Annotated in this window: 21 protein-coding genes and 4 tRNA genes; 12 read left to right on the top strand and 13 right to left on the bottom strand. The window is 62.5% G+C overall.

Annotated elements, in window-relative coordinates:
- The first annotated feature begins 44 nt into the window (after nt 1-44).
- The gene (locus tag DM826_RS03225) at nt 45-422 is read left to right on the top strand and encodes a DUF2237 family protein (RefSeq protein WP_120101417.1); all 378 of its coding nucleotides are present in this window, start codon (nt 45-47) and stop codon (nt 420-422) included.
- 27 nt (nt 423-449) lie between these two features.
- On the opposite strand, the gene DM826_RS03220 is transcribed toward DM826_RS03225, so the two are convergent.
- Entirely contained in the window at nt 450-2,996 is a 2,547-nt protein-coding gene (locus tag DM826_RS03220; protein ID WP_120101415.1) for a DNA topoisomerase I, read from the bottom strand.
- A 108-nt stretch (nt 2,997-3,104) separates the two neighbouring features.
- Between DM826_RS03220 and DM826_RS03215 the strand changes: the two genes are divergently transcribed.
- Nucleotides 3,105-3,353: a hypothetical protein gene (locus DM826_RS03215; RefSeq protein ID WP_120101413.1), complete on the top strand. Its 249-nt coding sequence runs from the start codon at nt 3,105-3,107 to the stop codon at nt 3,351-3,353.
- 260 nt (nt 3,354-3,613) lie between these two features.
- Here the strand turns inward: DM826_RS03215 and cmk are convergent, their stop codons facing one another.
- Nucleotides 3,614-4,237, bottom strand: a complete 624-nt coding sequence (gene cmk, locus DM826_RS03210; protein WP_120101788.1) for a (d)CMP kinase — start codon at nt 4,235-4,237, stop codon at nt 3,614-3,616.
- A 155-nt stretch (nt 4,238-4,392) separates the two neighbouring features.
- On the opposite strand from cmk, the gene DM826_RS03205 reads away from it, so the two are divergent.
- The 5 genes from DM826_RS03205 (at nt 4,393) to DM826_RS12950 (ending at nt 6,514) form a co-directional block, all read left to right on the top strand.
- Nucleotides 4,393-5,145: an NRDE family protein gene (locus tag DM826_RS03205; RefSeq protein ID WP_120101411.1), complete on the top strand. Its 753-nt coding sequence runs from the start codon at nt 4,393-4,395 to the stop codon at nt 5,143-5,145.
- A gap of 25 nt (nt 5,146-5,170) precedes the next feature.
- Nucleotides 5,171-5,521: a helix-turn-helix transcriptional regulator gene (locus tag DM826_RS03200; RefSeq protein ID WP_120101409.1), complete on the top strand. Its 351-nt coding sequence runs from the start codon at nt 5,171-5,173 to the stop codon at nt 5,519-5,521.
- 58 nt (nt 5,522-5,579) lie between these two features.
- Nucleotides 5,580-5,652, top strand: a tRNA-Asp gene (locus DM826_RS03195).
- Between the two features lie 327 nt (nt 5,653-5,979).
- A complete protein-coding gene (locus DM826_RS03190; protein WP_120101407.1) occupies nt 5,980-6,360 on the top strand; it encodes a DUF7718 family protein in 381 nt (126 codons plus the stop codon).
- Nucleotides 6,361-6,370: 10 nt separating this feature from the next.
- The gene (locus tag DM826_RS12950) at nt 6,371-6,514 is read left to right on the top strand and encodes a hypothetical protein (protein ID WP_165853237.1); all 144 of its coding nucleotides are present in this window, start codon (nt 6,371-6,373) and stop codon (nt 6,512-6,514) included.
- Between the two features lie 50 nt (nt 6,515-6,564).
- Here DM826_RS12950 and DM826_RS03185 read toward each other — a convergent pair whose 3' ends face one another.
- The gene (locus DM826_RS03185) at nt 6,565-7,092 is read right to left on the bottom strand and encodes an NUDIX hydrolase (protein WP_120101405.1); all 528 of its coding nucleotides are present in this window, start codon (nt 7,090-7,092) and stop codon (nt 6,565-6,567) included.
- Nucleotides 7,093-7,315: 223 nt separating this feature from the next.
- Between DM826_RS03185 and DM826_RS03180 the strand changes: the two genes are divergently transcribed.
- Nucleotides 7,316-8,863, top strand: a complete 1,548-nt coding sequence (locus tag DM826_RS03180) for a methyl-accepting chemotaxis protein (RefSeq protein ID WP_120101403.1) — start codon at nt 7,316-7,318, stop codon at nt 8,861-8,863.
- A gap of 20 nt (nt 8,864-8,883) precedes the next feature.
- On the opposite strand, the gene DM826_RS03175 is transcribed toward DM826_RS03180, so the two are convergent.
- From DM826_RS03175 to DM826_RS03150, 6 genes are all read right to left on the bottom strand, one after another.
- The gene (locus DM826_RS03175) at nt 8,884-9,150 is read right to left on the bottom strand and encodes a hypothetical protein (RefSeq protein ID WP_120101401.1); all 267 of its coding nucleotides are present in this window, start codon (nt 9,148-9,150) and stop codon (nt 8,884-8,886) included.
- Nucleotides 9,151-9,206: 56 nt separating this feature from the next.
- Nucleotides 9,207-9,959, bottom strand: a complete 753-nt coding sequence (locus tag DM826_RS03170) for a protein-L-isoaspartate O-methyltransferase family protein (RefSeq protein WP_120101398.1) — start codon at nt 9,957-9,959, stop codon at nt 9,207-9,209.
- 40 nt (nt 9,960-9,999) lie between these two features.
- Nucleotides 10,000-10,623: a protein-L-isoaspartate O-methyltransferase gene (pcm, locus tag DM826_RS03165; RefSeq protein ID WP_120101396.1), complete on the bottom strand. Its 624-nt coding sequence runs from the start codon at nt 10,621-10,623 to the stop codon at nt 10,000-10,002.
- Between the two features lie 254 nt (nt 10,624-10,877).
- Nucleotides 10,878-11,537 carry an HVO_0476 family zinc finger protein gene (locus tag DM826_RS03160; RefSeq protein WP_120101394.1) on the bottom strand — a complete coding sequence of 220 codons (660 nt, stop codon included), beginning with the start codon at nt 11,535-11,537 and terminating at the stop codon, nt 10,878-10,880.
- Nucleotides 11,538-11,626: 89 nt separating this feature from the next.
- A complete protein-coding gene (locus DM826_RS03155; RefSeq protein WP_120101392.1) occupies nt 11,627-13,555 on the bottom strand; it encodes an ABC transporter ATP-binding protein in 1,929 nt (642 codons plus the stop codon).
- A gap of 62 nt (nt 13,556-13,617) precedes the next feature.
- On the bottom strand, nt 13,618-14,097 hold the full coding sequence (locus DM826_RS03150; RefSeq protein WP_120101390.1) for a DUF192 domain-containing protein: 480 nt from the start codon (nt 14,095-14,097) through the stop codon (nt 13,618-13,620).
- A gap of 85 nt (nt 14,098-14,182) precedes the next feature.
- Between DM826_RS03150 and DM826_RS03145 the strand changes: the two genes are divergently transcribed.
- Together DM826_RS03145 and ppsA are read left to right on the top strand one after the other, a co-directional pair.
- A tRNA-Val gene (locus DM826_RS03145) sits at nt 14,183-14,255 on the top strand.
- Nucleotides 14,256-14,446: 191 nt separating this feature from the next.
- Nucleotides 14,447-16,681 (top strand): phosphoenolpyruvate synthase, encoded by a 2,235-nt coding sequence (ppsA, locus tag DM826_RS03140; protein WP_120101388.1) that lies wholly within the window; start codon nt 14,447-14,449, stop codon nt 16,679-16,681.
- 129 nt (nt 16,682-16,810) lie between these two features.
- Here ppsA and DM826_RS03135 read toward each other — a convergent pair whose 3' ends face one another.
- On the bottom strand, nt 16,811-18,601 hold the full coding sequence (locus tag DM826_RS03135) for an L-aspartate oxidase (protein WP_120101386.1): 1,791 nt from the start codon (nt 18,599-18,601) through the stop codon (nt 16,811-16,813).
- Nucleotides 18,602-18,725: 124 nt separating this feature from the next.
- Here DM826_RS03135 and DM826_RS03130 point away from each other — a divergent pair.
- Together DM826_RS03130 and DM826_RS03125 are read left to right on the top strand one after the other, a co-directional pair.
- A tRNA-Phe gene (locus DM826_RS03130) sits at nt 18,726-18,799 on the top strand.
- Between the two features lie 213 nt (nt 18,800-19,012).
- Nucleotides 19,013-19,465 (top strand): hypothetical protein, encoded by a 453-nt coding sequence (locus tag DM826_RS03125; RefSeq protein WP_133304623.1) that lies wholly within the window; start codon nt 19,013-19,015, stop codon nt 19,463-19,465.
- A 61-nt stretch (nt 19,466-19,526) separates the two neighbouring features.
- Here DM826_RS03125 and DM826_RS03120 read toward each other — a convergent pair whose 3' ends face one another.
- From DM826_RS03120 to DM826_RS03110, 3 genes are all read right to left on the bottom strand, one after another.
- Nucleotides 19,527-20,174 (bottom strand): endonuclease III domain-containing protein, encoded by a 648-nt coding sequence (locus DM826_RS03120; RefSeq protein WP_120101382.1) that lies wholly within the window; start codon nt 20,172-20,174, stop codon nt 19,527-19,529.
- Nucleotides 20,175-20,250: 76 nt separating this feature from the next.
- A complete protein-coding gene (locus DM826_RS03115) occupies nt 20,251-21,579 on the bottom strand; it encodes a sodium-dependent transporter (protein ID WP_120101380.1) in 1,329 nt (442 codons plus the stop codon).
- A 94-nt stretch (nt 21,580-21,673) separates the two neighbouring features.
- Nucleotides 21,674-21,749: transfer RNA gene (locus DM826_RS03110), tRNA-Cys, on the bottom strand.
- Nucleotides 21,750-21,925 lie beyond the last annotated feature (176 nt).

Below are 21,925 nucleotides of genomic sequence, written 5' to 3'. Positions count from 1 at the left end.
GCGGTAGGCCGAATAGCTATACAGACGTAGCCGGAAACATCGGTATGAGCGACACCGAACACAACGTGTTGGGTGGCGAGTTACAGCCCTGTAGCGACAGCCACGAAACCGGCTTCCTGCGGGATAACCACTGTCGACACCTCGGGCGCGATCCCGGCCGCCACGAGATCTGTGCGGTGATGACACAGGATTTTCTCGAATACAGCCGCGAGCAGGGCAACGACCTCATCACCCCGCAGCCGGAACTCGACTTCCCCGGGCTGCACCCGGGCGACCGCTGGTGTGTCTGTCTCCCGCGGTGGATCGAAGCCCGCGAGGCCGGTAACGCGCCGCCGGTAGTGCTCGAAGCGACAAGCGAGGGCGTTCTCGATGAACTCACAGTCGACGAACTCCGCGAGTACGCCGCCGCGGACGATGAATAGGAAGCAACTCGACAGCCGCCAGCAGCGTTAGTCGGCGTCAGCCTGCCAGTCGCGGACGGTATCGGCACCGACGCCGTCGACTTCCTCGGCCAGTTCGTCGGGATTTGCGTCTTTCAGGCCCGCAACATCCTCGATGCCGGCCGTCTGTAGCTTTTCGGCTGTTTTTTCGCCGATCCCGCTGATCGTCTCCAGTTCCGAGCCGTTCTGGCGAGCCTGGTACTCCCGGTAGTTGCAGATCGGACAGCCAAGCTCCCACGGCTCGCGATCGTCGTCCTCGTAGGTGACGAGTAGTTCCGGCAGCCCGTGTTCCTCACAATGGTCGTCGGTGATCTCAATGTCGCCGCGCCGGGGCAGCGGCAGCGAATACTCACAGTCGGGGTACCGCGTACAGCCGACGAGCCGCGAGCCGTTGCGGAGCTGTTTGATCGCCACCTCGCCGCCGTGTTCCTCACTGCACTCGGGGCAGTCACCGATGACGCGGTCGGCCTCGGCATCGGCGGCGTCAGCCTGACACTGCGGGCAGCCGTGGACGAACGTCTTCCGGCCGGCGAGTAGTTTGACCTCTCTGAGCTCGTGTTCCTCGCAGGTCTCATCGAGCAGGAGGGGTTTCCCGGTCGACGGCAGCGGGAGCGTGTACTCGCAGTCAGGATAGCCGTTGCAGCCGATGAAGTACGACCCTTGCCGGCTGGTGCGAATGAGCAGGTCATCGCCGCACTCCGGACATGGGCCCAGCGTTTTGTCGGCTTTGAGTGATTGCTGGATCTGGCTGCCGATCTCTTCGCGGGAGTCGGTGAGGTCGTCGAAGACCTCGTCGAGGAGTCGGCGGGAGGCTTCGGTTACCTCGTCGTACTCTTTCTCACCGGCCGCAATCGCCTGCATGTCGGCTTCGAGTTGGGCGGTCATCTCCTCGGAGACGACTTGGTCGGCGAAATCCTCGGCGGCCTCGACGACCGCCTTCGCCAGCATCGTCGGTCGCGGCGGATCGTTTTCGAGATAGCCGCGGTCGTAGAGCTTCTCGATGGTGTGGTGGCGGGTCGATTTCGTGCCGATCCCCATCTCCTCCATCGTCTCGATCAGCCGCGATTGGCCGTAGCGACGCGGCGGCTGGGTCTGTTTGGCCTCGATTGCGGTGTCGGTGATCGTCAGCTCGTCGCCCGCCGTCACGTCGGGGACGTGGGTTTCCGACTGGCTGAAGTACGGATAGACGGCGTGGTAGCCGGCCTCAACGAGGCGTTTCCCGTTGGCCTTCAGCGTGAGATCCTCCGTGGTCGGTTCACCGTCGACGACGACCTCACGGTCGGCGATTTCGGCGACGACCTTCAGGTGTTCCCATGTTGCGTCGTCGGCAACGGTGGCAAAGAACCGGCGGACGACGAGTTCGTAGATCTCCCATTCGTCCTCTGAGAGTTCGCTGCGGCTGGGGAGTTCGCCGGTCGGATGGATCGGCGGGTGGTCGGTCGTCTCCTCGTCGCCTTCGGTCGGAGTGATGTTGTCGGCTGCAAGAAGACTCTCGGCGTCGTCGCCGAATGTGTTGTCGGCGGTGAATGATTCCAGCAGTTCGCGGGGGTCGAGATCCTCGGGATACACCGTGTTGTCGGTGCGGGGGTAAGTGAGATAGCCAGCGGTGTACAGTTCTTCGGCGATGCTCATCGCCTGCTGGGCGGAGTAGTTCAGCGAGCCGGCCGCGCGGATGAACTGCGTGGTGTTGAACGGCGCGGGCGGGCTGTCAGTGCGGGTACGGCGGTTGACCGAATCGACAGCGGCGGTCTCGGCGTCGGCGAGGGCGTCGTAGACGGCTTCGGCGCGGTCGCCATCCCGGAGGCGTTCGGCCTCGTTGCCGTCCTCGTCGCGATAGAAGTACTGGCTCTCGAAGCCGCCGTCTTCGTCAGTTTCGAGATCGGCGAACAGTTCCCAGTAGTCCTCGGGATCGAAGGCTTCGATCTCGCGTTCGCGGTCAACGATCAGTTTGAGTGTCGGCCCCTGCACGCGGCCAACGGAGATGAAATCGTCGCCGAGTTGGCGCGCCGAAAGGGAAAGAAAGCGGGTGAGTGCCGCGCCCCACAGCAGGTCGATGACCTGTCGGGCCTCACCGGCGGCCGCGAGCTCGAAGTCGAGTTCGTCGGGATTGCCGAAGGCCTCAGTCACTTCGCGGTCGGTGATCGAGGAGAAGCGCACGCGGTCGATCTGGACATCCTCGTTGACCTCCCGCACCAGTTCGTAGGCTTCCTTGCCGATCAGCTCGCCCTCGCGGTCGTAGTCGGTGGCGATCGTGACATGCGAGGCCTGGCGGGCGAGCTGGCGGAGCGCGCGGACGATCCCCTCCTGGGTGGGCTGTTTGTCGATCGGTGCGTCGATCAACTCGACGGGTTCGACATCCCGCCAGTCGTTGTACTCCGGCGGGAAGTCAACGCCGACGACGTGGCCCGAGAGGCCGATACAGCGGTTGCCACCCCATTTGTAGACGGTGGTGCCGGCGACACGCTCGGTGTCGGCGGTGCCGTCGCTGAGGATGTCGGCGATCCGCCGGGCGGCGTTATCCTTCTCGGTGATAATCACTGCAGGGCCGCGACTCATTGGGTCGGCGTAGGCCGCTGGCTCGCCTAAAGCTTTCGCGCGACGGGAGCCACAGCCCCGTGTGAGACGACCGGCGGGTTTTTGCTCACTGCTGTCGTCAATCCGGCTATGTTGAAGCTTCTCCTCGGTGGTGTCGGCCTTGTTGAGACGTTGTACCCGGAACGGTTCATGCAGGTGCTCACCCGACTCAGCTACGAGTACGACGACGATGCCCCAACCCCGAAACCGTGGGTCGTTACCGCCGCACGACTCGAAGGGCTGGTCATCCTTACCGCGGTCATCTGGTCGGCACTGAAGACGGACTGCAACTGCAGCCTACTGTCCCGCGACAACGAGGTCGACGCCAACACGGAATAAATCGACACGAGAACGTACACGAGGCATTCCCCACAGCAGGATTTGCAGTCGAAATAGTAGGCTATGGGTTCAAGTGCGTCTGAGAGATACCCAGCGTCGTTCGTCAAGTTGAGAGACAATACCCGCTCACGTCGACGGCTTCTATTATTCGATTAAACTGTTTGGTGGCACACTGTCGGCGGCAACACCACAGTTTCGCCTGCAAATACTGACGGTATCGTCACGGTGGGATCCCAGTTGCCCGAGGGAGCCGCACCTGCTCAGAACTCTACAGCAGGTGTCTCGTAGGCACCCTCATCGGCTTCGGCGTCGTACTGCTCGATCGCGGTTTTGACCAGCTGGAACACGCCTTCTTTGCCCCAGCGGGCGGTGTTGATGTTGAGGTCGTAGAACTCCCGATCTTCGACGTCGATATCGTAGTATTTCTGGTAGCGGCCAGCCTCGCTGACCTCTCGGACGCGCATTTCGGCTTCGGTTTCCTCACGGCCCTCGATACGGTCGACCCGTACCTCATCCGGCGCGTCGAGCCAGATGCGGAGATCGGCGTTCTCGCCGGCGAGCCAGCCAGCCAGCCGGGATTCGAGGATGAAGGGTTTCCCGGAGGCACCCCACTTTTCGGCGATCGATTGGAGTCGCTTGTCGAGTGCGCGATCGATATCAGCGGAACTGTCGGCGATGGCGGTCTGCTGGTGGAGGCTGAGTTCGCCATCCTCGGCGAGTTCCCGGAAGATGTCGCCACCCGACACGTAGGGGCAGTCCATCGCCTCCGAGAGTCGTTCACAGAGCGTCGTCGCCCCACACCCCGGCGGGCCGGAGACGGTGATGAGAAGATTGCTGTCGATCTCTGGCGTCGATGGCTTGCTGGCGTGGCCCTGCGTGCTCATATACCCGCCCTGTTTCACATGAACGTACCTTATGGTATCGATCTTAGCCCCGGTCGGTGGGTGTGAGTCAATCTATCGAATGAACGAACAAGACGGTCGACACCGAGTAACGAGACAGGGAGAGATTCTTGTCGGCGACGCCGCTACAAGGGATTGTGTGTACACTCGTCCTCGCGTGGCAGGCTGTCGCCGACGCGCCGGTCGTCGTCGCCGCCAACCGTGATGAAGCCACCGACCGCCCCAGCGAGCCGCCGGGGGTGTATCGATCCGAGCCCCAAGCGATCGCCCCGCGAGACGCCCGTGCTGGCGGCACGTGGATCGGCTACAACGAGGCCGGCCTGTTCGTCGGGATCACCAACCGCTGGGTCGATCGCGCGGGCGAGCGCTCGCGGGGGCAACTCGTCGCCGACTGCCTCAGCTGCGAATCGGCTGATGCCGCCGTCGACACGGTCGAACGCGCGGTCGCGGCCGACAGCTACGCCGGCTTCAATCTCGTCGTTGCCGATGCCGATCGGGCCACCCTGCTTGAGTGGGATGGCGAACTCGGCGTCACCGATTTCGAGCCCGGCGTCCACGTCGTCGTCAACGTCGGCGCGGACGGGGCGTCCTTCGAGCCGCCGGGACGCCCGGAAATGGGTCACCAGCAGGCCGCCAACGCGACCGCGGTGCGATCGGCTCTTAGCGTTGAGGCGGGGCCCCCACCGACGGCCGCGGCGTGGCGCGAGCGGGCCGCCGCCGTGCTCGGCGATCACGAGTACGGCGTCTGTGTCCACGGCGATGGGTTCGGAACACGGTCGGCGTCGATAATCGAACTCGGCGGTGAGGCCACCGCAGGCGTCGGAGGCTACTGGTTTGCGGATGGGCCGCCATGTCGGACAGGCTTCGAGCGCGTCGAAAGCAGCCTTTAAACGAGTTGCGACCCCAGAAGAAGTAATGAGTGTGTCCGAAGCCGAGGTCGACCTCTCCGCCGACGAGCAGCGCGGACTCGAACTCATCAAGGAAACCGGTGGGATCCATCAAAGCGATTTCTGGAAGGAACTCGATATCTCCTCGCGGAAGGGGAGTCGGATCGCCGAAAAGCTGGTCGATGCTGAGTTGATCAACCGCGAACAGACCGTCTACAACGGACACAACACCTACTACCTTGAGCCGACCGCGAAGGATCTGGAGTTCCGGCTGCTGATGGCCGGCGATCTGCTCTCGCCGTTTATCGGTGAGGAGGAAGTCGATCCGCAAAGTGACTCCTTCTCGCAGTGGCTGATGAATCTGGCCTACGAGGAGTAGTCGACTGCCGGAAAAGAGAAGCCTTATTTACCTTACCGCGGTACGATAGGATGCGTTCGCCCGGATGGTGTAGTGGCCCATCATACGACCCTGTCACGGTCGTGACGCGGGTTCAAATCCCGCTCCGGGCGTTCTTCCGACGAACAATACTCCCGAGCACCGCGTAGCGTGTGCGAGGGTTCCCCCGTGAGTCGGAACCGTTCGACAGCGGATTTGAACCAAGGAGTGAAGCGAACACAGTGAGCGGAACGACTGCGGTTCAAATCCCGCTCCGGGCGTCTTCTGCTGTCGCAACTACGAACGAGGAGCGGAGCGACGAGTGAGTCTGCGACAGCAAAGCGGCCAGAAGGAATTTGAAGCAACGAGCGAACGCAGTGAGCGAGTGAGGTTCAAATCCCGCTCCGGGCCTCCACGTCCAGATTTTTATCCGATGCCGCGGAGAGACAGCACCGAGCGCGATGGGCGAAAAGAAACCGCGGGACTACGACAGGGAGTTCACAGAGCGAGTAGGTCGTCGATCCCGCCGCCGGCTCGGTGTCGCCATCGAGTGCGGTGTCGTCACACGGTTCGTCGTCCAGTTGGAGTATGGGCGCAACATCGTCGAAGATGAGTGGGAGGAAGTAGTCCGATACGATCACGACAGCAAAGGTAGCAGCGAAGCCGCCCACGACGTGACCGAGGATGGGCTTCACATCGACATCTACCGCGACGGTGCAAAAATCGAGAGTCACGAACTGACACCGCCGCTCCCGTCGAATATCGCCCTCAACCGCGCCGAAGAGCACTTGAGAGAGCCCTCGAAGGCTACATACGGAGATTCGAAGAATGGCACCAGATAGAGTAGAGCCGATGACCGACGAGGAAATCGAGGAACTGCGAGACGGACTAGCGGAGCAACAGGACGAAATCCGCGATTACCTCGAAAGTCGCGGTGTCGATGTGGATCCGTGGGAGGACTCGGCAACGGAAGCGCGGGCCGACGGCGGCGAATAATTAGTCTCTCGTCGGGAATTCAAAGACGGCGTCCGGACTGAGTCGATCGATCAAATATACCCCTCTTCACGAGCCGCCAACAACGCTGTCAACGTCCAACCTGTCGTCGGCGACGTTTTCGCCGACTCAATGGCGTCCGCAACAGGCATGAATCGCCACTCGATGTACTCGCCCTCATCGGGGTCGGCATCACCGGCCTCCAGTCCGGTGGCAACGACCAGCCCGCGCTGGAACCGCATCGTCGCACTCGGGTAGTACGTCGACAGCAACGTACACTCCTCGGCCGACAGCCCGGTTTCCTCCTTGAGTTCGCGTTCGGCGGCCTCAACGTAGGATTCGCCGGGTTCGACGTAGCCGCCGGGGCACTCCACGAACGACTCCTCCAACTTCGGGCGGTACTGTTCGACCATCGCCACGCGGTCGTCGGTAACGGCGACGATCCCAAGGCCATCTTTCGGTTTGTCTACCCAGTAGTAGTCGGCCTCCCGACCCGAGGGTTCAATCACGCGGTCGTAGCCGGCGGTGAACCAGCCACAGTCGTATTCGGTTTCCGAGGCGAGTCGCTGCCAGCCGGTCATACCCGGGGGAGTGTCCGCAGTTCGGGTAGCCGTTCCGGTTCGAGAACCGACTACAGCGTCGAAAAGCCACGCTATAAGAGTATCTTATATGCTGTGTTTTTCCGCGTATTAATCTATACACATGGTGTATTTCATCAGTTTCGAAAACGATTCTGTTTCTAAATCAGATCAACATTCGTGAATAAAAACTTACGTATGTCGACACAATGAACCATGATAACGAATGTCAGTAGACAACGAGCAGGTCGACACCGAATCGAAGGCAGCCGTTGAGGACGGGATGATCGCCAACGCCCAGGGCGCGGTCGGGGTCGTGCATGCGACCTCCGAGGCGGTCGACGATCGCCTCGAAGCGATCCAGTCGACGGCGACGCGGCAGGTCGATGAGATGGAAAGCGTCGCCAGCGAGGTCTCGGATCTGAGCGCGACCATCGAGGAGGTCTCCTCGTCGGCCGCCGAGGTTAGCGAGACGACCGATCGAGCGGCGACAGCGACGACCGCCGGGCGTGAGGCCGCCGCCGAGGCGACCGACGCGATGGAGACCGCCTCAACAGCCACCGAACAGGTACAATCACAGGTCGAAACCTTAGAGCGCAAGGTCAGCCAGATCAACGAGGTCGTCGACGTGATCGATCAGATCGCCGAGCGCACGAATCTGCTGGCGCTCAACGCCTCGATCGAGGCCGCCCGCGCCGGCGAGGAGGGCGACGGCTTCGCGGTCGTCGCCGAGGAGGTCAAAAGCCTCGCCGAGGAATCCCAGACCCGAACCGAGGAGATCGAAAGCGCGGTCACCGAGATCCAAGACGTTACCGCCGAGGTGACCGATGCGCTTGATGAGGCGGTCGACGCCGTCGAAACCGGAGCCGAGGAGGTCGAAACCGCCGACGACGAACTCGATGTCGTCACCGAGGAGATCCAGTCGGCGGCCGCCGGCATCGACGAGGTCTCAACCGCCGTCCAGCAGGGCGCGGAGGCCGCCACCCGCGTCGCCTCAGTTACCGAGGACACCGCCGACGCCGCCCGCGGGATCGAGAACTCTGTCGGTGAGATCCACGATGAGCGTGCCGATACCACCGACCTGCTCGCCGAGATCGACGACGTGCTGTCGGCAGCCCGCGAGGGCAGAGAGGCACGGCTCCGCGAGGCCGAAACCGTGCCGACAGGACTGGATGGATTCGATCGAAACGGCGGGCTGCCGGCCGGCTCCCGGTCGGTGGTAACCGCCGACACGGGCGAGGGCGGTGTCAGCGAGCAGGCTGTCGACGAGGCGGTGGCGACCTGTTGTGCCGCCGCCATCGACGCCGGCTGGGCGGTCTCGCTGTCGCCGACCGCAACGATGGATCGCCGGACGCTGGCGAGCGCGCTGTCGGCCACCGCCGAGGTGACGCTGACGGACGCGCTGGCGAGTGATCGGCTGTTCGTCCTCGATCTCTTCGGCTCCTGGGAGACCGGGGAGAATGTCATCGACGTGACGACCCGCGGCCTGGATGAATCCAACGCCCGCGTCGACACGAAGCGTGACCGCCCGCTGTTTGTTATCGGCAACATCACCGGCGAGTTGGATCTCATGGGCGAGCAAGCAGTGAGAGAGAACACCTACGAAAACGACGGCGACGTGCTGAGCGACGACGATCTCGTCGTCAACGTTGTTGATAAGGCGACTGTTCCTGATCAACTGACCTCCTTCTACGTGGGGGCAGCCGACCGCCACTGTGAACTGGAGACCAGTCAGCCGCGACACAACGGCGGACAACCGACTGGGTCGCTGTAGCCGTCGAGAGCGCGGCGGTCTCAGCCACCAAGGCGGGTGAGAACAACGTAGCCGCCGACGGCGAGAACGACAAGCAGCAACGTCCCAAGGAGGAAAAGTCCGGCAACAACCGGGAACACCAACGACAGCGCGACGAGGAACGTAAGCGCAAACAGCCCCAGGAGGATGACAACGATCGCCTTCGAGGGATCTTGGGCGGTGGCGACGGCGATCCGCTCTTTCAGCGTCAGGGCTGCGAAGGTGTCCTCATCGGGGTCGTCATCTGCGGAAGGCTCTGATCCGGCCACGGGTGGTGTTGGGTCGCAATGATCCTGAGTGTGTCGCTTGCGAGTGCCGGACTGGGCTACCGCGAGTCAAGTCGATCATCCCAGTCCAGCCACTCGTACTCCCAGCCCGTTTTGGCGAAGTAGCCCTGGGAGTCGAACTCGGCGTCCTCCCGGCGCGTCCGGTTGCGCTCGTGGCCGCTGGGCTGTTCGCCGTCGACCAACATCGGGCGAAAGCCGACAGGGCCGAACTCCCCGACTAATTCGAGGCCGCCGTCGCCTGCGGGCTCAACAGCAACGAGCGTCTGGTCGGTCGTCCCGCGTGGAAAGACGATCCGGCCCCCGTCGGCGAGTTGCTCGCGGATCGCCCGCGGCACGTCATGAACCGCACTTTCGATCAAGACGCGATCGAAGGGCGCGTATTCAGGGTAACCGCGAGCCCCATCGCGGCGATCGACCAACACCGAGTCGTAGCCCGCCGCGCCGAGGTTGTCGCGGGCGATGTGGACGAGCCGACGGTCGATATCGATCGCGTGGACGTGCCGGCCACCGACGATCTCGGCGAGGACGGCTGCCGTGTAGCCGACACCCGCACCGACGACGAGCGTGTCGTCGCCTTCACCGGCCTCAAGCGCAGCAATCATGCGGGCGACCGTCCGGAGGCCGAGCACGCGGGAGCCGGCAACCTCGTCGCTGCCGGGCTCGTAAGCGTCGTCGACGAACTCGTGGCGCGGGACGGTTCCGAGGGCATCCAGCACCGCGGCTCCGAGCGGTCGCTCAAGGGCGTGTTCCAACCCGTCGACCATGTCGGCCCGGAGCGTTTCGTGATCCATTGTCGGAACTGGGGGGCGGAACGGCTTAACCCCACCGCGGTCAGCGCATCTGAACAAACCGCACCGGCGCGATCGTTTCAGATTCGCAGCTCCCGTCAGGCTGCGGGACAAGCCGCTTAAGTTCCTGCTGGCCTGTCCCAAAGGGCCCGACGACGACGCCGTCGGTCGCAGTCTGCTCAATCACCGCCGACGGCGGCTCGGCGGCAGCACAGGTGAGGTAGCTGGCGTCGAAGGGGGCCCGCTCGGGCCACCCCTCCCGGCCGTCACCGATGCGGACAGCCACGTCATAGCCGAGGTCGGCGAGTCGCTGGCGGGCCGCCTCGCCAAGGTCGCGATCGTACTCGACGCTGTAGACGTTGCCGTCGCCGACGACCTCGCTGGTGACCGCGGCGTGGTAGCCACAGCCCGTGCCGATCTCGAGGACGCGATCGCCGGGGTCGACATCAAGCAGGTCGACCATTTGGCCGACCATATGCGGCGCGCTGATCGTCTGGTCGTTGCCGATCGGCAGCGGGCGATCCTGGTAGGCCTGCGCCTGCTGGTCGGCATCGACGAACTCGTGGCGCGGCACCGCCCGCATCGCCTCGGCGGTACTCGATTTCGTGATGATGTCGTTGGCGACGAGGCTGTCGACCAGCCGGTCGCGGGCTGTCGCCATGTCCATGGGAGAAATTGGCGCACGGCATATGTAGCCGTTACGCCCAGTTGCGTTATGATCTCAACCAACCGTTATCCTGGTGGACTGAAAGGGCGAGGGCGTTCCGCGAACCCCGAGGACGCAAGCACTGCAGGGCCGGAGGCCCGAAGCGCGCAGCGACTCGCGGGAGCGGAACGGCCGAGGGCTTTCTGGACGACAGTAGCCACAGTACGGTTTCCAGTAGAAACAGCGGATCACCGACGCGATTTTGAAACGTTATCTTACCACGCCGACCACGCGGTCGTCTGCTCGTCGACCCCGTAAATGCGCTTGCAGTCCTTCGCGTACACCATATCGCCGTCCTCGTCGAACTGATCGAACCGGTAGCCCTCGGCGTCATCTCGAACCAGCAGCCCGGTAATGGTGAACTCATCGTCGCCGAAGGATTCGGTCGCGCCGACACGGAACTCGTAGTCGCCAGGGACGTTGACCGTGAGGCTTCGGCTTTCGTCGCGGGAGCCGTCGTTGGGATGCAGCGTCACGTTGACCGAGACGTTGTCGACCGCGCGCGTCCAGACGGCCGCGACGTCGTCCATGACCGCGCTCTCAGGGCGGGCGTCGCCATCCTGGAGTTCGAGGCTGGTCACCCGGGCCTGAAAGATCGCCTCAGGCGTGTCGACAATGAACTCATCGCCAGCCTCGACTGTCTCCTCTGGGTCGACATCGATGTGCGTGCTGATCGATTCGCCGCCCTGGGAGACGATCACGCGTTTCTCGACGGTTGATGTCGATTCGATCGTCTCCTTGTGGACGTGCTCGCAGTCGTTACAGCGAACGGTCGCGGTGCCGCCGGGCTTCAATACCTCATGAACGGTGTCGTCGTGGGGCGAACAGGCCGGACAGGAGAGGGCCACGGTATCGCCAGCGTCGAGATCACTCATTGGTGTTTGTTCCGTGGCTGAGCGTAAAAGCCGTGTGACACGTGGCGATGCCGCGAGAGCGGCGAATGGCGGCGAGACGCCAATATCGATCAGTCGTCTTCGGCTGTCTCGGTGCGGGCCTGTCGGCGGGCGGCGCGATCGATGAACTCCTGGGGCAGCGAGTCGATCTCACCGGCCTGTACCCCCCAGAGGTGGGCGTACAGCCCGTCGGCACGAAGGAGCTCCTCGTGGCTGCCGCGTTCGACGATCCGACCGTCTTCGAGGACGACGATCTGGTCGGCGTCCTTGATCGTCGACAGCCGGTGGGCGATGGCGAACGTTGTCCGGTCGGTCGTCAGGTTGTCAAGACTGCGCTGGATCAGCATCTCAGTCTCGGTGTCGACATCGGAGGTCGCCTCATCAAGCACGAGGAGATCCGGGTCTTCGAGAATCGCACGGGCGATGGCGATCCGCTGGCGTTGGCCACCGGAGAGTTTGACGCCGCGTTCGCCGACCATCGTCTCGTAGCCGTCGTGGAGGTTCTGGATAAAGTTGTGGGCTTCGGCGGCCTCGGCGGCCGCCTGGATCTCGGCGTCGGTCGCCTCAAAGCTGCCGTAGGCGATGTTGTCGCGGACGGTGCCGTAGAACAGGTAGGATTCCTGGCCGACGTAGCCGATGGCCTGCCGGAGAGAGGTGCGGCTCACCGACTGGATCTCCTGGCCGTCGATCCGGATCGCACCCGAATCGGGATCGTAGAGCCGCAAGAGCAGTTTGAGGACGGTCGATTTGCCGGCACCGGTCGGCCCGACGAGGGCGAGCGTGTCGCCGCCGTCGACGCTGAAGCTGATATCGTCAAGCACCGGCTCCTCGCTGTAGCTGAAGCGCACGTCGTCGTATGCGACCTGCCCGTCGTCGACGACGAGGTCGTCGCTGCCGGTGTCGTCTTCGAGCGCGTCGGTTTCGTCCATCAGCCCGAAGATCCGCTCGGCGGAGGCCTCCGCCCGCTGGTACATATTGATGATCTGGCCGAATTGCGCCATCGGCCAGACGAGCTGCTGGGTAAAGAGGATGAAGACGACGAACTCGCCGGTCGAGAGGGTGCCGGTGAACGGGCCCGGGCCCGACCCCGAGAAAACCCACAGCCCGCCGACGAGGAAGGTGAGGATGAATCCCGCCCCGGAGATGAGCTGGAGGCCGGGGAAGAAGCGAATGCGGATCGTGATCGCTCCCCAGTTGGTCTCGTAGTAATCCCGCGAGACGTCGTCGACGCGGCCGGATTCGAACGCCTCGGTGTTGGAGGATTTGATGACCTGGATGCCGCCGAGATTGTTTTCGAGTCGGGAGTTCACGTCGCCGACACTGGAGCGGACGGCGGCGTATTTCGGTTGGATTGTCGTGACGAAAATATAGGTAAACAGGGCGATCAACGGGACGGGCGAGAGCGCGACGACAGCGAGTTGGGGGTTGAGATAGACGAGATACGCGGCGATAGCGACGACCATGACCGCCAGCCGGAAGGCGGAGTTCAGCCCGTCGTTGAGGAACCGTTCTAGTTGGTTCACGTCGTTGGAGAGAATCGACATCAACTCGCCGGTCTGTTTGTCGGCGAAAAAGCCCATATCGAGCTGCTGCATCGTGTCGTAGGTATCGGTGCGCACGTCGTGTTGGATGTCCTGAGCGAAGGAGTTGAACCCCCAGTTGCGGAGCCAGTGAAAGCCCGCGCCGACGACAAAGGAGGCCGTGATGAGGACGATAACGAGTGTGAACTGGTCGATGGGTTTGGTCGGCAGCCACGCTTGCGGTACCACCGGCAGCGAGAAGGGTTCGACACCCTGGAACAGGCTGTCGATGGCGACCCCGAGCAGGATCACCGGCAGCAGATCCAGCAGGCGCGCGGCGAGGCTGGCGAGAACCCCGAGCAGAACCGACAGCCAGTACGGCCGGCCGTACTCGCCGACCAGTCGGCGCATCGGGTCGTCAACCCGTTCGCGCTGCTCCTCGAAGGGATCATCATCGCTTGCCGGCTCGATGCTACTCATTGGATTGTGTAGGTGAGCTGTCGGCAAGAGGGTTGGCTTCGGTAGTGGCTTTCCCGCGGCGATTAGCGATATGCGGTGGGGAGCTCGACCTGATCGCCGACCGTGATGTCGTTGTCGGTCGTGTAATTGGAGGGGAGTTCAAGCACGTACCGTCCTGTTCCGTAAAACGTCTGCTCGGCGTCGACCGCTGCATGGTGGATCGTCGTGATCTCACCGTCGGCGTCGACAAAGACGATGTCGAGAGGGAAGGCCATATCGCGCATGACGTAGCCGTGTCGCCCCTCGGTGGTGTGGACGAACAGCATCCCCTCGTTGGGGCCGAGGGCGTCGGTGGTGCTCAGGCCGGTGACGCGTTTGTTGAAGGTATCGGCGATCCGGGCGTCGACGGTGGCACGTTCGGTAGCGGTATCGGCGTCGACAACGGTGACGGTTGCCCACGTGTAGTCGCCGGCGAAGACGCCACTGGTGACGGCGACGGTGCCGCCGCCAAGCAACACGGCGACAGCAACAGCGACGAGAAGCCACGCGGGCGGGCGCGTCATGCACGACTGGTTGGGCTGACGGCTCCATAGGGCTTCCGCCGCGGAAGGAAACCGTTATTGACGGCCGGGCGGTTCCATCGATTGCGGGCTCGTGGTCTAGTGGTTATGACGCGGCCTTTACAAGGCTGAGATCGGTGGTTCAACTCCGCCCGAGCCCATGACGGCGAGCGTGAGGTCGCTTGCGACCTCGATTGCGAACGGCGAAGCCGTGAGCACGCGAGCCGCGTTGCTGTTCTGCGAGAGCGAGTTGAAACAGAGAGCAGCTTTGCTGCGACCGAAACACAGCTTGTATGATACTATCGGCGACGCATACAAAAATTATAATCCATTATAATCATTAACCGTGAGCATGGCACACGTTCTCCGGTTAACTGATCAGGCTATTGATCGTTCTAACGCGGGCGGCAAAGCGATGTCGCTGCAGCAACTGCACCAGACCGGTGCCGACGTGCCAGACGGATTCACCGTTACGACACAGTCATACAGAGATCACTTGGAGAAAATCGCACTGGGCAACGTAGACAGATATCTTAGAAGCGGGGATCTCGGCGAAAAAGCAGCTGAACTGCGAGACGAGATCCTAAACACAGCTGTCCCGTCGACGGTTTCGGAAGAGATTCTCCAGGTCTACGACGACGAGTTTGCTGCCGGCGACCGGGTCGCTGTCCGCTCGTCAGCCACAGCCGAAGATATGGACGAAGCATCGTTTGCGGGGCAACAAGACACGTATCTAAACGTCCAACGCGATGAGCTGATCCAACGGATCAAGGAGTGTTGGGCATCGCTGTTCACCAAGCGAGCGTGTGTCTACAGAGAACGGAACGACATCTCCCATGCGGACGCTGAGATGGCTGTCGTCGTCCAGCAGATGGTCGATGCGACAGTCAGTGGCGTGCTGTTTACCAGCGACCCTGTCAGCGGAGACGAGAAGATGACAATCGAGTCCGCATGGGGGCTTGGCGAAGGGGTCGTCGCCGGTGAGGTCACACCGGATCGATTCGTTGTGGATGGCGAGACAGGCGAGCTCCTGACAACGGATCTATCGACAAAACGGCAGCAGTACACGTGGAGCGGCGACGATACGGAGCTGATCGCGGTGCCCGAGGCAAAACAGGAGGCCAGAACGCTGACCGACGATCAGATACAGACCCTCTGGACGACAGCCCAAGAGATCACCGACTACTTTGGGGAGCCACAGGACATCGAGTGGGCAATCGACGACGGCGAGCTCTACATCCTCCAGTCGCGACCGATCACGTCGATCACCAGCAGCGCGACAGCCGACACCGAAACCGGCGTCATCGTCGAAGGGCTCGGCGCAAGCCCAGGAACCGCGGCCGGCACGGTACGACAGATCGAGCAGATCGACGAGACAGACCGGATCACCGGTGGCGACATCCTCGTGACAGGGGTCACGACCCCGGATATGGTGCCAGCCATGCAGCGGGCGGCTGCGGTTGTCACCGACGAAGGTGGGATGACGAGTCACGCGGCGATCGTCTCACGAGAACTCGGTGTGCCGTCAGTCGTCGGCGCAACTGACGCGACTGAGATACTGACCGATGGACAGACGGTGACTGTCGACGGCGACAAAGGCGTTGTCACGGCGGGGGGAGACGATGAGACAGCCCAAGAACAGACGGATGATCTGGACGAGCTGCGGCCGGAGACTCCTGTCACGCCGATGACCGCGACGGATATCAAGGTCAACGTCTCGCTCCCACAGGCTGCCGAGCGAGGGGCCGCAACGGGTGCCGACGGGGTCGGATTACTCCGACTGGAGCACCTGATCTTAGGGCTCGAACAGACCCCCACAAGCTATATCGAAGAACACGGTGAGAACGCGTTTGTCAACGAACTTGTCGAAGGGATTCAGACGGTTGCCGATGAGTTCTACGCCAGACCCGTTCGTATCCGGACACTGGACGCCCCAACCGACGAGTTCCGCAAGCTAGAGGGCGGTGAATCGGAGCCGGTCGAGGACAATCCCATGCTCGGTCACCGCGGGATCAGGCGGTCGCTGGCGACAGAGACCGTCTTCAGATATCAACTCAAGGCGTTTCAGCGGCTGCGATCGGTCGGCTATGACAACGTCGAGATCATGTTCCCGCTCGTCAACGATGCCGATGATGTCGATACGATCATGGAGATCATGGCGGATGTAGGCATCGACACGGCCAAAACACGGTGGGGCGTGATGATTGAGACCCCGGCAGCCGCGCTGCAGGTGGAGTCGATCACTGACCGACCGGTCGATTTTGTCTCCTTTGGAACCAACGATCTGACGCAGTATACCCTCGCCGTCGACCGAAACAACGAGCGGGTGTCCGACCGGTTCGATGAAACCCACGACGCGGTGCTGACGCTGATCACGGATGTCATCGAGGTCTGTCGCGCCAAGGATGTCGACACGAGCATCTGCGGTGAGGCAGCATCCAAGCCGACAATGATCCGACAGCTGATCGAATCAGGTGTCACCTCACTCAGTGTGAATATCGATGCGGTTCGGGATACCCAACACGAGGTAAAACGACGAGAGCAGCGGCTACTGCTCGATTCGGCACTTGCGGAGCGATCAGAGTAACCCAGACCGGCTGACGGCTGGTGTGACAGCACCAGGTTCTCTCTGTTCGTTTCGGCTGTGGGCAGTCACACGGAGCGACACGGATGCACGGCGCTGTGCCACACAGTACGCGACTGGCTAACACAGGCCCTACTCTAGCTGATGGTAGTCGAGTTCGTGGCCCTCATCTAAGGCCGCTTGGACGGCCTCGCTTGGTACCCCGACCGGCTCTGTATGCGTCGTCATGCCGCCGACATCAGCCTGCTCGTAGTAGATGTTGTGCTGCCATGTCTCATCGACCGCAGGATGATCCGTTCGGTAGTGGGCCCCGCGGGACTCGGCGCGTTGCTTCGCGCCGCGAAGAACGGCCTCAGCGGCGGTCAGCATGAACCCGACATCGACAGCGAACTCGAAGGACTCGCTGGTCAGCGGGCCGGTGTTCATGTCGCTGGCCTTCTGTCGCACGGTGTCGAGCTTGTCGAGTCCGGCGTCCAACTGCCCCTCCTCGCGGAGGAGGCCGGCGTGCTCCCACATGAGTTCCTGTAGCTCCTCGAAGACGGCCGTGACCGCGTATGTACCGTCGGTGTTGGCTAGCGCCGCGAGGTCGGCAAACTGCGGTTCGATGACCGTCTCGCGGAGATCGTCGGGAACGGTTCCGGGCCCGTCGATCCGGTCGGCGATGCGGTCGCCGGCGACGACGCCGTAGGCGACAGTTTCGGCCAGCGAGTTCCCGCCGAGGCGGTTGGCACCGTGGACGCCGGCCATCGTCTCGCCGATGGCAAACAGGCCGTCGACGTCGGTCTCGCCGTGGGCGTCGACGGCGACGCCACCCATCCCGTAGTGGGAGGTGGGCGCGACCTCGACCGCTTCTTCGGCCATGTCGACGCCGAGCTCCTGGAATCGCTCGTACATCCGCGGGAGTCGCTCCTGGATGAAGTCGGCCTCGCGGTGAGAAATATCGAGATAGACACCGCCGGTGTCGGTGCCGCGGCCCTCGGCGACCTCCTCGGCGATTGCGCGGGCGACCACGTCGCGGGCGTCGAGTTCCATCTGATCCGGCGAATAGCGCTCCATGAACCGCTCGCCCTCACTGTTGAACAGCCGGCCGCCCTCGCCCCGAACCGCCTCGGTGACGAGCCGGCCGCTCCAGGGTTCCCACTCGGGGTCGGACTCGTCGACGGCCATCCCGGTCGGGTGGAACTGCACGAACTCCATGTCCATCAGCTCCGCGCCGGCGTCGTAGGCTAACGCCGGGCCGTCGCCGTTGTTCTCGTCATCTCTGGAGGTGTGGCGGTTGTAGATCGCCGCGTAGCCGCCGGCGGCCAGCACGACGCTGCCGGCGTTGAACAGGACGAACTCGCCGGAGTCCATATCGAAGCCGACCGCGCCGTAGACCGCCTCGCCGTCGCTGACGAGCTTCGTGATCATCACGTCCTCGCGGTAGGGGATCTCCAGCTCTTGGGCGCGGTCAACCAGCGTGTGCAGGAGGGACTCGCCGGTGTGATCGCCGGCGAAGGCTGTCCGGCGGAACGACTGGGCACCGAAGTATCGTTGGTCGATCTCGCCGTTTTCGGTTCGGGAGTATTCCATCCCCCAGTCGTCGAGCTCCTGCAGCCGGTCGGGCATCTGTTTGGCGACGGTTTCGACCTTTATGGGGTCGTTGAGGAAGTGGCCCTCGTTGAGGGTGTCGGCGGCGTGGATCGCCCACGAGTCCTCGGGGTCGTGGGTACCGAGCGCGCCGTTGATGCCACCGCGGGCCCACGTCGTGTGGGCGTCGCCGTGGCTGCGCTTGCCGAGGACGAGCGTGTCGTCGATCCCCTGTTCGGCCAGTTCGATGGCCGCTCGGGCACCGGCCGCGCCGGCCCCGATCACGAGGACAGACACGTCGACCTCGGTGTATGCTGGTACGGCATCGGTCGTTGCAGTGGAAGGCTGACTCACGACTACTGTAGGGGCTGTAGCTACTTGAGGGGTTCGCGCGCACGCGCGCGAGACAGAACCGAGAAAAACGCGGTGCCGTCTTTCGAAATCCTTTTTACTGCAATTCCCATCGCTTGGAGTGCGCGCCGCCTTAGCTCAGACTGGGAGAGCACTCGACTGAAGATCGAGCTGTCCCCCGTTCAAATCGGGGAGGCGGCATTCCACTTTTCGCTCCTTCGCTCGGCGAGCAACAGCTCACGTTAGTCTGGAGAGCGACCGGGGGCGGCCACTTGCAGGATGGTACCATCATCGGGTGCCGACCACAGCAACTCAAACAGACACCGCCAAAACATCGATTTTTGAGGGTTACTGAGCGGACACCGGGACAACCCAACCACTTACCTTGCCGCCGGACGACTAGAGACGTACCCGATGGAACCAACCCCGGCACCACCACTCGGAGACAGGCCCCACTGCTCGGACTGTCGTGCGGCCCTGGAATCCGGTGGTCGACAGGCGATCTCGTTTCTCCTTGTGGAGACACTCACGGTGCCGGTCGTTGGCTGCGATGCCCATCTTGAGGAGTTTCGGGCGATCTGCGAACTCACAACCGAAGACAACGCAGAGCTGTTAGGCCACCTGCCGGCTGGCGGGATTCAGTGTCCAGCCTGTCGCAATCACGAGCAGGGCGGCGGTATGCCACTCATCTTTGTCGAAGCCGGCGCGGTTGGGATCTTGGCGTGTGAGCGACACGCCACAGCAGTGATCGAGTGTTACCAATCAGGGCTGCAGGCACGACAGCAGTTGGGCGCAAACGGGCCCCGCGGTGGTGGCAGTATCCACAACACCGGTGGGATCGAACTGCCGGATCTCGACGACAGCTAACTCGAAGCGAGAGACAGGCACCTGGGGAACACGGCGCGTGTACTGAGAGCCGACGCCACGCTCAACAAGACGGACACTCACAGTAGCTCGCACAGACTGGATTATCGCAGTCAGGGTTTTGTGCCGAACAGTACTCCTTGCCGTGCGTGATCAACAGCACGTGCAGGCTGTATTTGATGTCATCTGGAACGATCTCATTCAGCACCTCGTGTGCGTGGTCGGCCGTCGTCGATTCCTCGATCAGGCCGAACCGGGTCGCCAGTCGCTCGATGTGGGTGTCGACCGCGAAAGTCGGTTTCTCGAAGTGGAAGTTCAACACCACATTCGCGGTCTTCGAGCCGACGCCTTTGATATCGGTCAGCCACGCCTGGGCGTCCTCGGTGTCCATCGTATCGAGAAACGCCAGCGTGTACTCGCCGCCCGTCTCCTCGCGAATCGCCGCCAGCGACCGCTGGATACGCGTCGCCTTCTGGTTCATCAACCCAACCTCGGAGATAACGTCTGCCAGTTCGTCGTGGTCGGCTCTTTCCATCGCCCGATAGTCAGGATAGGCCGCAAACAACTCCTTGGAGGCACGGGCTGTCTGTACGTCGGCAACATTCTGAGAGAGGATCGTCGTGAGGAGCTGCCGGACGCCATCTTCGCTATACGTCTTGTTTGGTCGCCCATGGAGCTCGATCAGATCGCGGTGCAGTTGCCGAATGTCCATACTGCATGTCAGCACTACGGCGGTAACTGGATATCGGTCACTCCGTGGTCGATTGGAGGTCAACTAACCGGAGCGATCAGAGAAGGCTGGTTTGGATCGTCTGAATCACGTCGAGGATATTCTGATACAGCACGTATGAGAGCACCACAACAACCGGCACTCGGAGTACCCAAATCCAAAGTTTCGGGATGAACTGCGGGGAGGTGAGTCCCTTGCTGAACTCTGTGATCGCGTCGGTGGCGTACACCCACCCGCCGAAGAGCGCCAACAGCAATCCACCAAGCAGCAGTAGCACGTTGTTTGCAATGGCGTCGTAGACGGTGAGATACTGGAGATCAAACGCCGTGGGGAGTCCGACAATAAAGATGCCAGCCACCGAACCAGCGGTTGCATACGAGCGCGCGATCCCGGTGGTGTCGATGATAAACGAGACGATCACCTCAAGAATACTGAACGCACTCGTCAGAGCCGCCAACAGGAGGATGACAAAGAAGACCGTCCCGACGAGTCGACCGCCGGGAAGCGTGGTGAACGCGCCAGCCAAACTGACGAACGTCGCGCCGATCCCACCGTCCCCGGGGGCGATACCTTGGGCGAAAAACACCGGAAAGACGATCAGCCCAGCGAGAACAGCGATACAGGTGTCAGCCAGCATAATCACGAACCCATCACGCAGCAGGCTTCGATCCTCATCAAGATACGAGCCGTAGGTGATCATGACACCCACCCCGGTCGAGAGCGTGAAAAACGCCTGACCGGCCGCAGCCGGCAGGATCGCAAGCGCGTCGCTGCGCAACGTCGCAAGGTTCGGTGAGAGATAGTACGCATACCCCTCGGCAGCACCCGGAAGCGTTGCAGCGTACACCGCCAAAAACAGCATGAGTCCGACCACACTCGGTACCAACAGCTTTGCGGCCCGTTCAAGCCCGTCGCGAACGCCGAAGCCGACAACACCAGCGACAAGCAGGATAAAGAGCAGGTCAAAGCCGGCGGTGTTCAGCCCGCTTGAGACCTGCCCGAAGTAGGCCTCCGCACTACCGGTGTACGCGCCGGTGAGACTTCCGAAAATATACTGGATGACCCAGCCGCCGACGACGCTGTAGTACGAGAGGATGATGAAGCCGGTGATCGAGCCGATCACCCCGATCGCCTTCCAGTTGCCGTAGCCGATCGCCGGGAAGGCGTCAACGACATTTTGCTTCGACTCACGCCCGATGACAAATTCGACGAGCATCACTGGCAGCCCGATAAACGCAACAAGGAGGAGGTAGACAACGAGGAATGCGGCCCCGCCCGACTCGGCGGTAATAAACGGAAACCGCCAGACGTTGCCCAGTCCCACCGCGCTGCCAATCGCGGCAAGGATGAATCCCAGCCGCGTTGCCCATGTCTCACGAGAGCCCATATGGGTGGCTGTCACCGGCGGCTAATACGTTGCGTGCATCGACTCCGGACAGGAACGGTGTCAGTAGCAATAATAGGCTGATGAAAGGAAACGAAGCCAAGGGTCGGATTTGAACCGACGATGGGCGGCTCTGCAGGCCGCTGCGTTAGGCCGGACTCTGCCACCTTGGCGCGTGCTGTAGTATCTCCGAGAGTCGCTTAAGCCTAGCGGTTAGCCCGCCTGCATGAACTGACAGCGATCGCTGCCGTTCCTGCCATTTCCGTTTCGTGTGAGTGGAATCGCGAGGGCTGCCGCTAACCGGTCGAAACGTGTCGACGAGTCATCGAAGCGACTCGCCATGATGAAT

The sequence above is a fragment of the Halonotius aquaticus genome, from assembly GCF_003605575.1.
GTDB lineage: Archaea > Halobacteriota > Halobacteria > Halobacteriales > Haloferacaceae > Halonotius > Halonotius aquaticus.
This window is presented reverse-complemented; position numbering and strand designations above follow the sequence as displayed.

Excerpts from the sequence above, each read along its gene's own strand:
- DM826_RS03225 (WP_120101417.1), top strand. The coding sequence starts at position 45 with ATGAGCGACACCGAACACAACGTGTTGGGTGGCGAGTTACAGCCCTGT.
- DM826_RS03220 (WP_120101415.1), bottom strand. The coding sequence starts at position 2,996 with ATGAGTCGCGGCCCTGCAGTGATTATCACCGAGAAGGATAACGCCGCC.
- DM826_RS03215 (WP_120101413.1), top strand. The coding sequence starts at position 3,105 with ATGTTGAAGCTTCTCCTCGGTGGTGTCGGCCTTGTTGAGACGTTGTAC.
- cmk (WP_120101788.1), bottom strand. The coding sequence starts at position 4,237 with ATGAGCACGCAGGGCCACGCCAGCAAGCCATCGACGCCAGAGATCGAC.
- DM826_RS03200 (WP_120101409.1), top strand. The coding sequence starts at position 5,171 with ATGAGTGTGTCCGAAGCCGAGGTCGACCTCTCCGCCGACGAGCAGCGC.
- DM826_RS03190 (WP_120101407.1), top strand. The coding sequence starts at position 5,980 with ATGGGCGAAAAGAAACCGCGGGACTACGACAGGGAGTTCACAGAGCGA.
- DM826_RS12950 (WP_165853237.1), top strand. The coding sequence starts at position 6,371 with ATGACCGACGAGGAAATCGAGGAACTGCGAGACGGACTAGCGGAGCAA.
- DM826_RS03185 (WP_120101405.1), bottom strand. The coding sequence starts at position 7,092 with ATGACCGGCTGGCAGCGACTCGCCTCGGAAACCGAATACGACTGTGGC.
- DM826_RS03180 (WP_120101403.1), top strand. The coding sequence starts at position 7,316 with ATGTCAGTAGACAACGAGCAGGTCGACACCGAATCGAAGGCAGCCGTT.
- DM826_RS03170 (WP_120101398.1), bottom strand. The coding sequence starts at position 9,959 with ATGGATCACGAAACGCTCCGGGCCGACATGGTCGACGGGTTGGAACAC.
- pcm (WP_120101396.1), bottom strand. The coding sequence starts at position 10,623 with ATGGACATGGCGACAGCCCGCGACCGGCTGGTCGACAGCCTCGTCGCC.
- DM826_RS03160 (WP_120101394.1), bottom strand. The coding sequence starts at position 11,537 with ATGAGTGATCTCGACGCTGGCGATACCGTGGCCCTCTCCTGTCCGGCC.
- DM826_RS03155 (WP_120101392.1), bottom strand. The coding sequence starts at position 13,555 with ATGAGTAGCATCGAGCCGGCAAGCGATGATGATCCCTTCGAGGAGCAG.
- DM826_RS03150 (WP_120101390.1), bottom strand. The coding sequence starts at position 14,097 with ATGACGCGCCCGCCCGCGTGGCTTCTCGTCGCTGTTGCTGTCGCCGTG.
- ppsA (WP_120101388.1), top strand. The coding sequence starts at position 14,447 with ATGGCACACGTTCTCCGGTTAACTGATCAGGCTATTGATCGTTCTAAC.
- DM826_RS03125 (WP_133304623.1), top strand. The coding sequence starts at position 19,013 with ATGGAACCAACCCCGGCACCACCACTCGGAGACAGGCCCCACTGCTCG.
- DM826_RS03120 (WP_120101382.1), bottom strand. The coding sequence starts at position 20,174 with ATGGACATTCGGCAACTGCACCGCGATCTGATCGAGCTCCATGGGCGA.
- DM826_RS03115 (WP_120101380.1), bottom strand. The coding sequence starts at position 21,579 with ATGGGCTCTCGTGAGACATGGGCAACGCGGCTGGGATTCATCCTTGCC.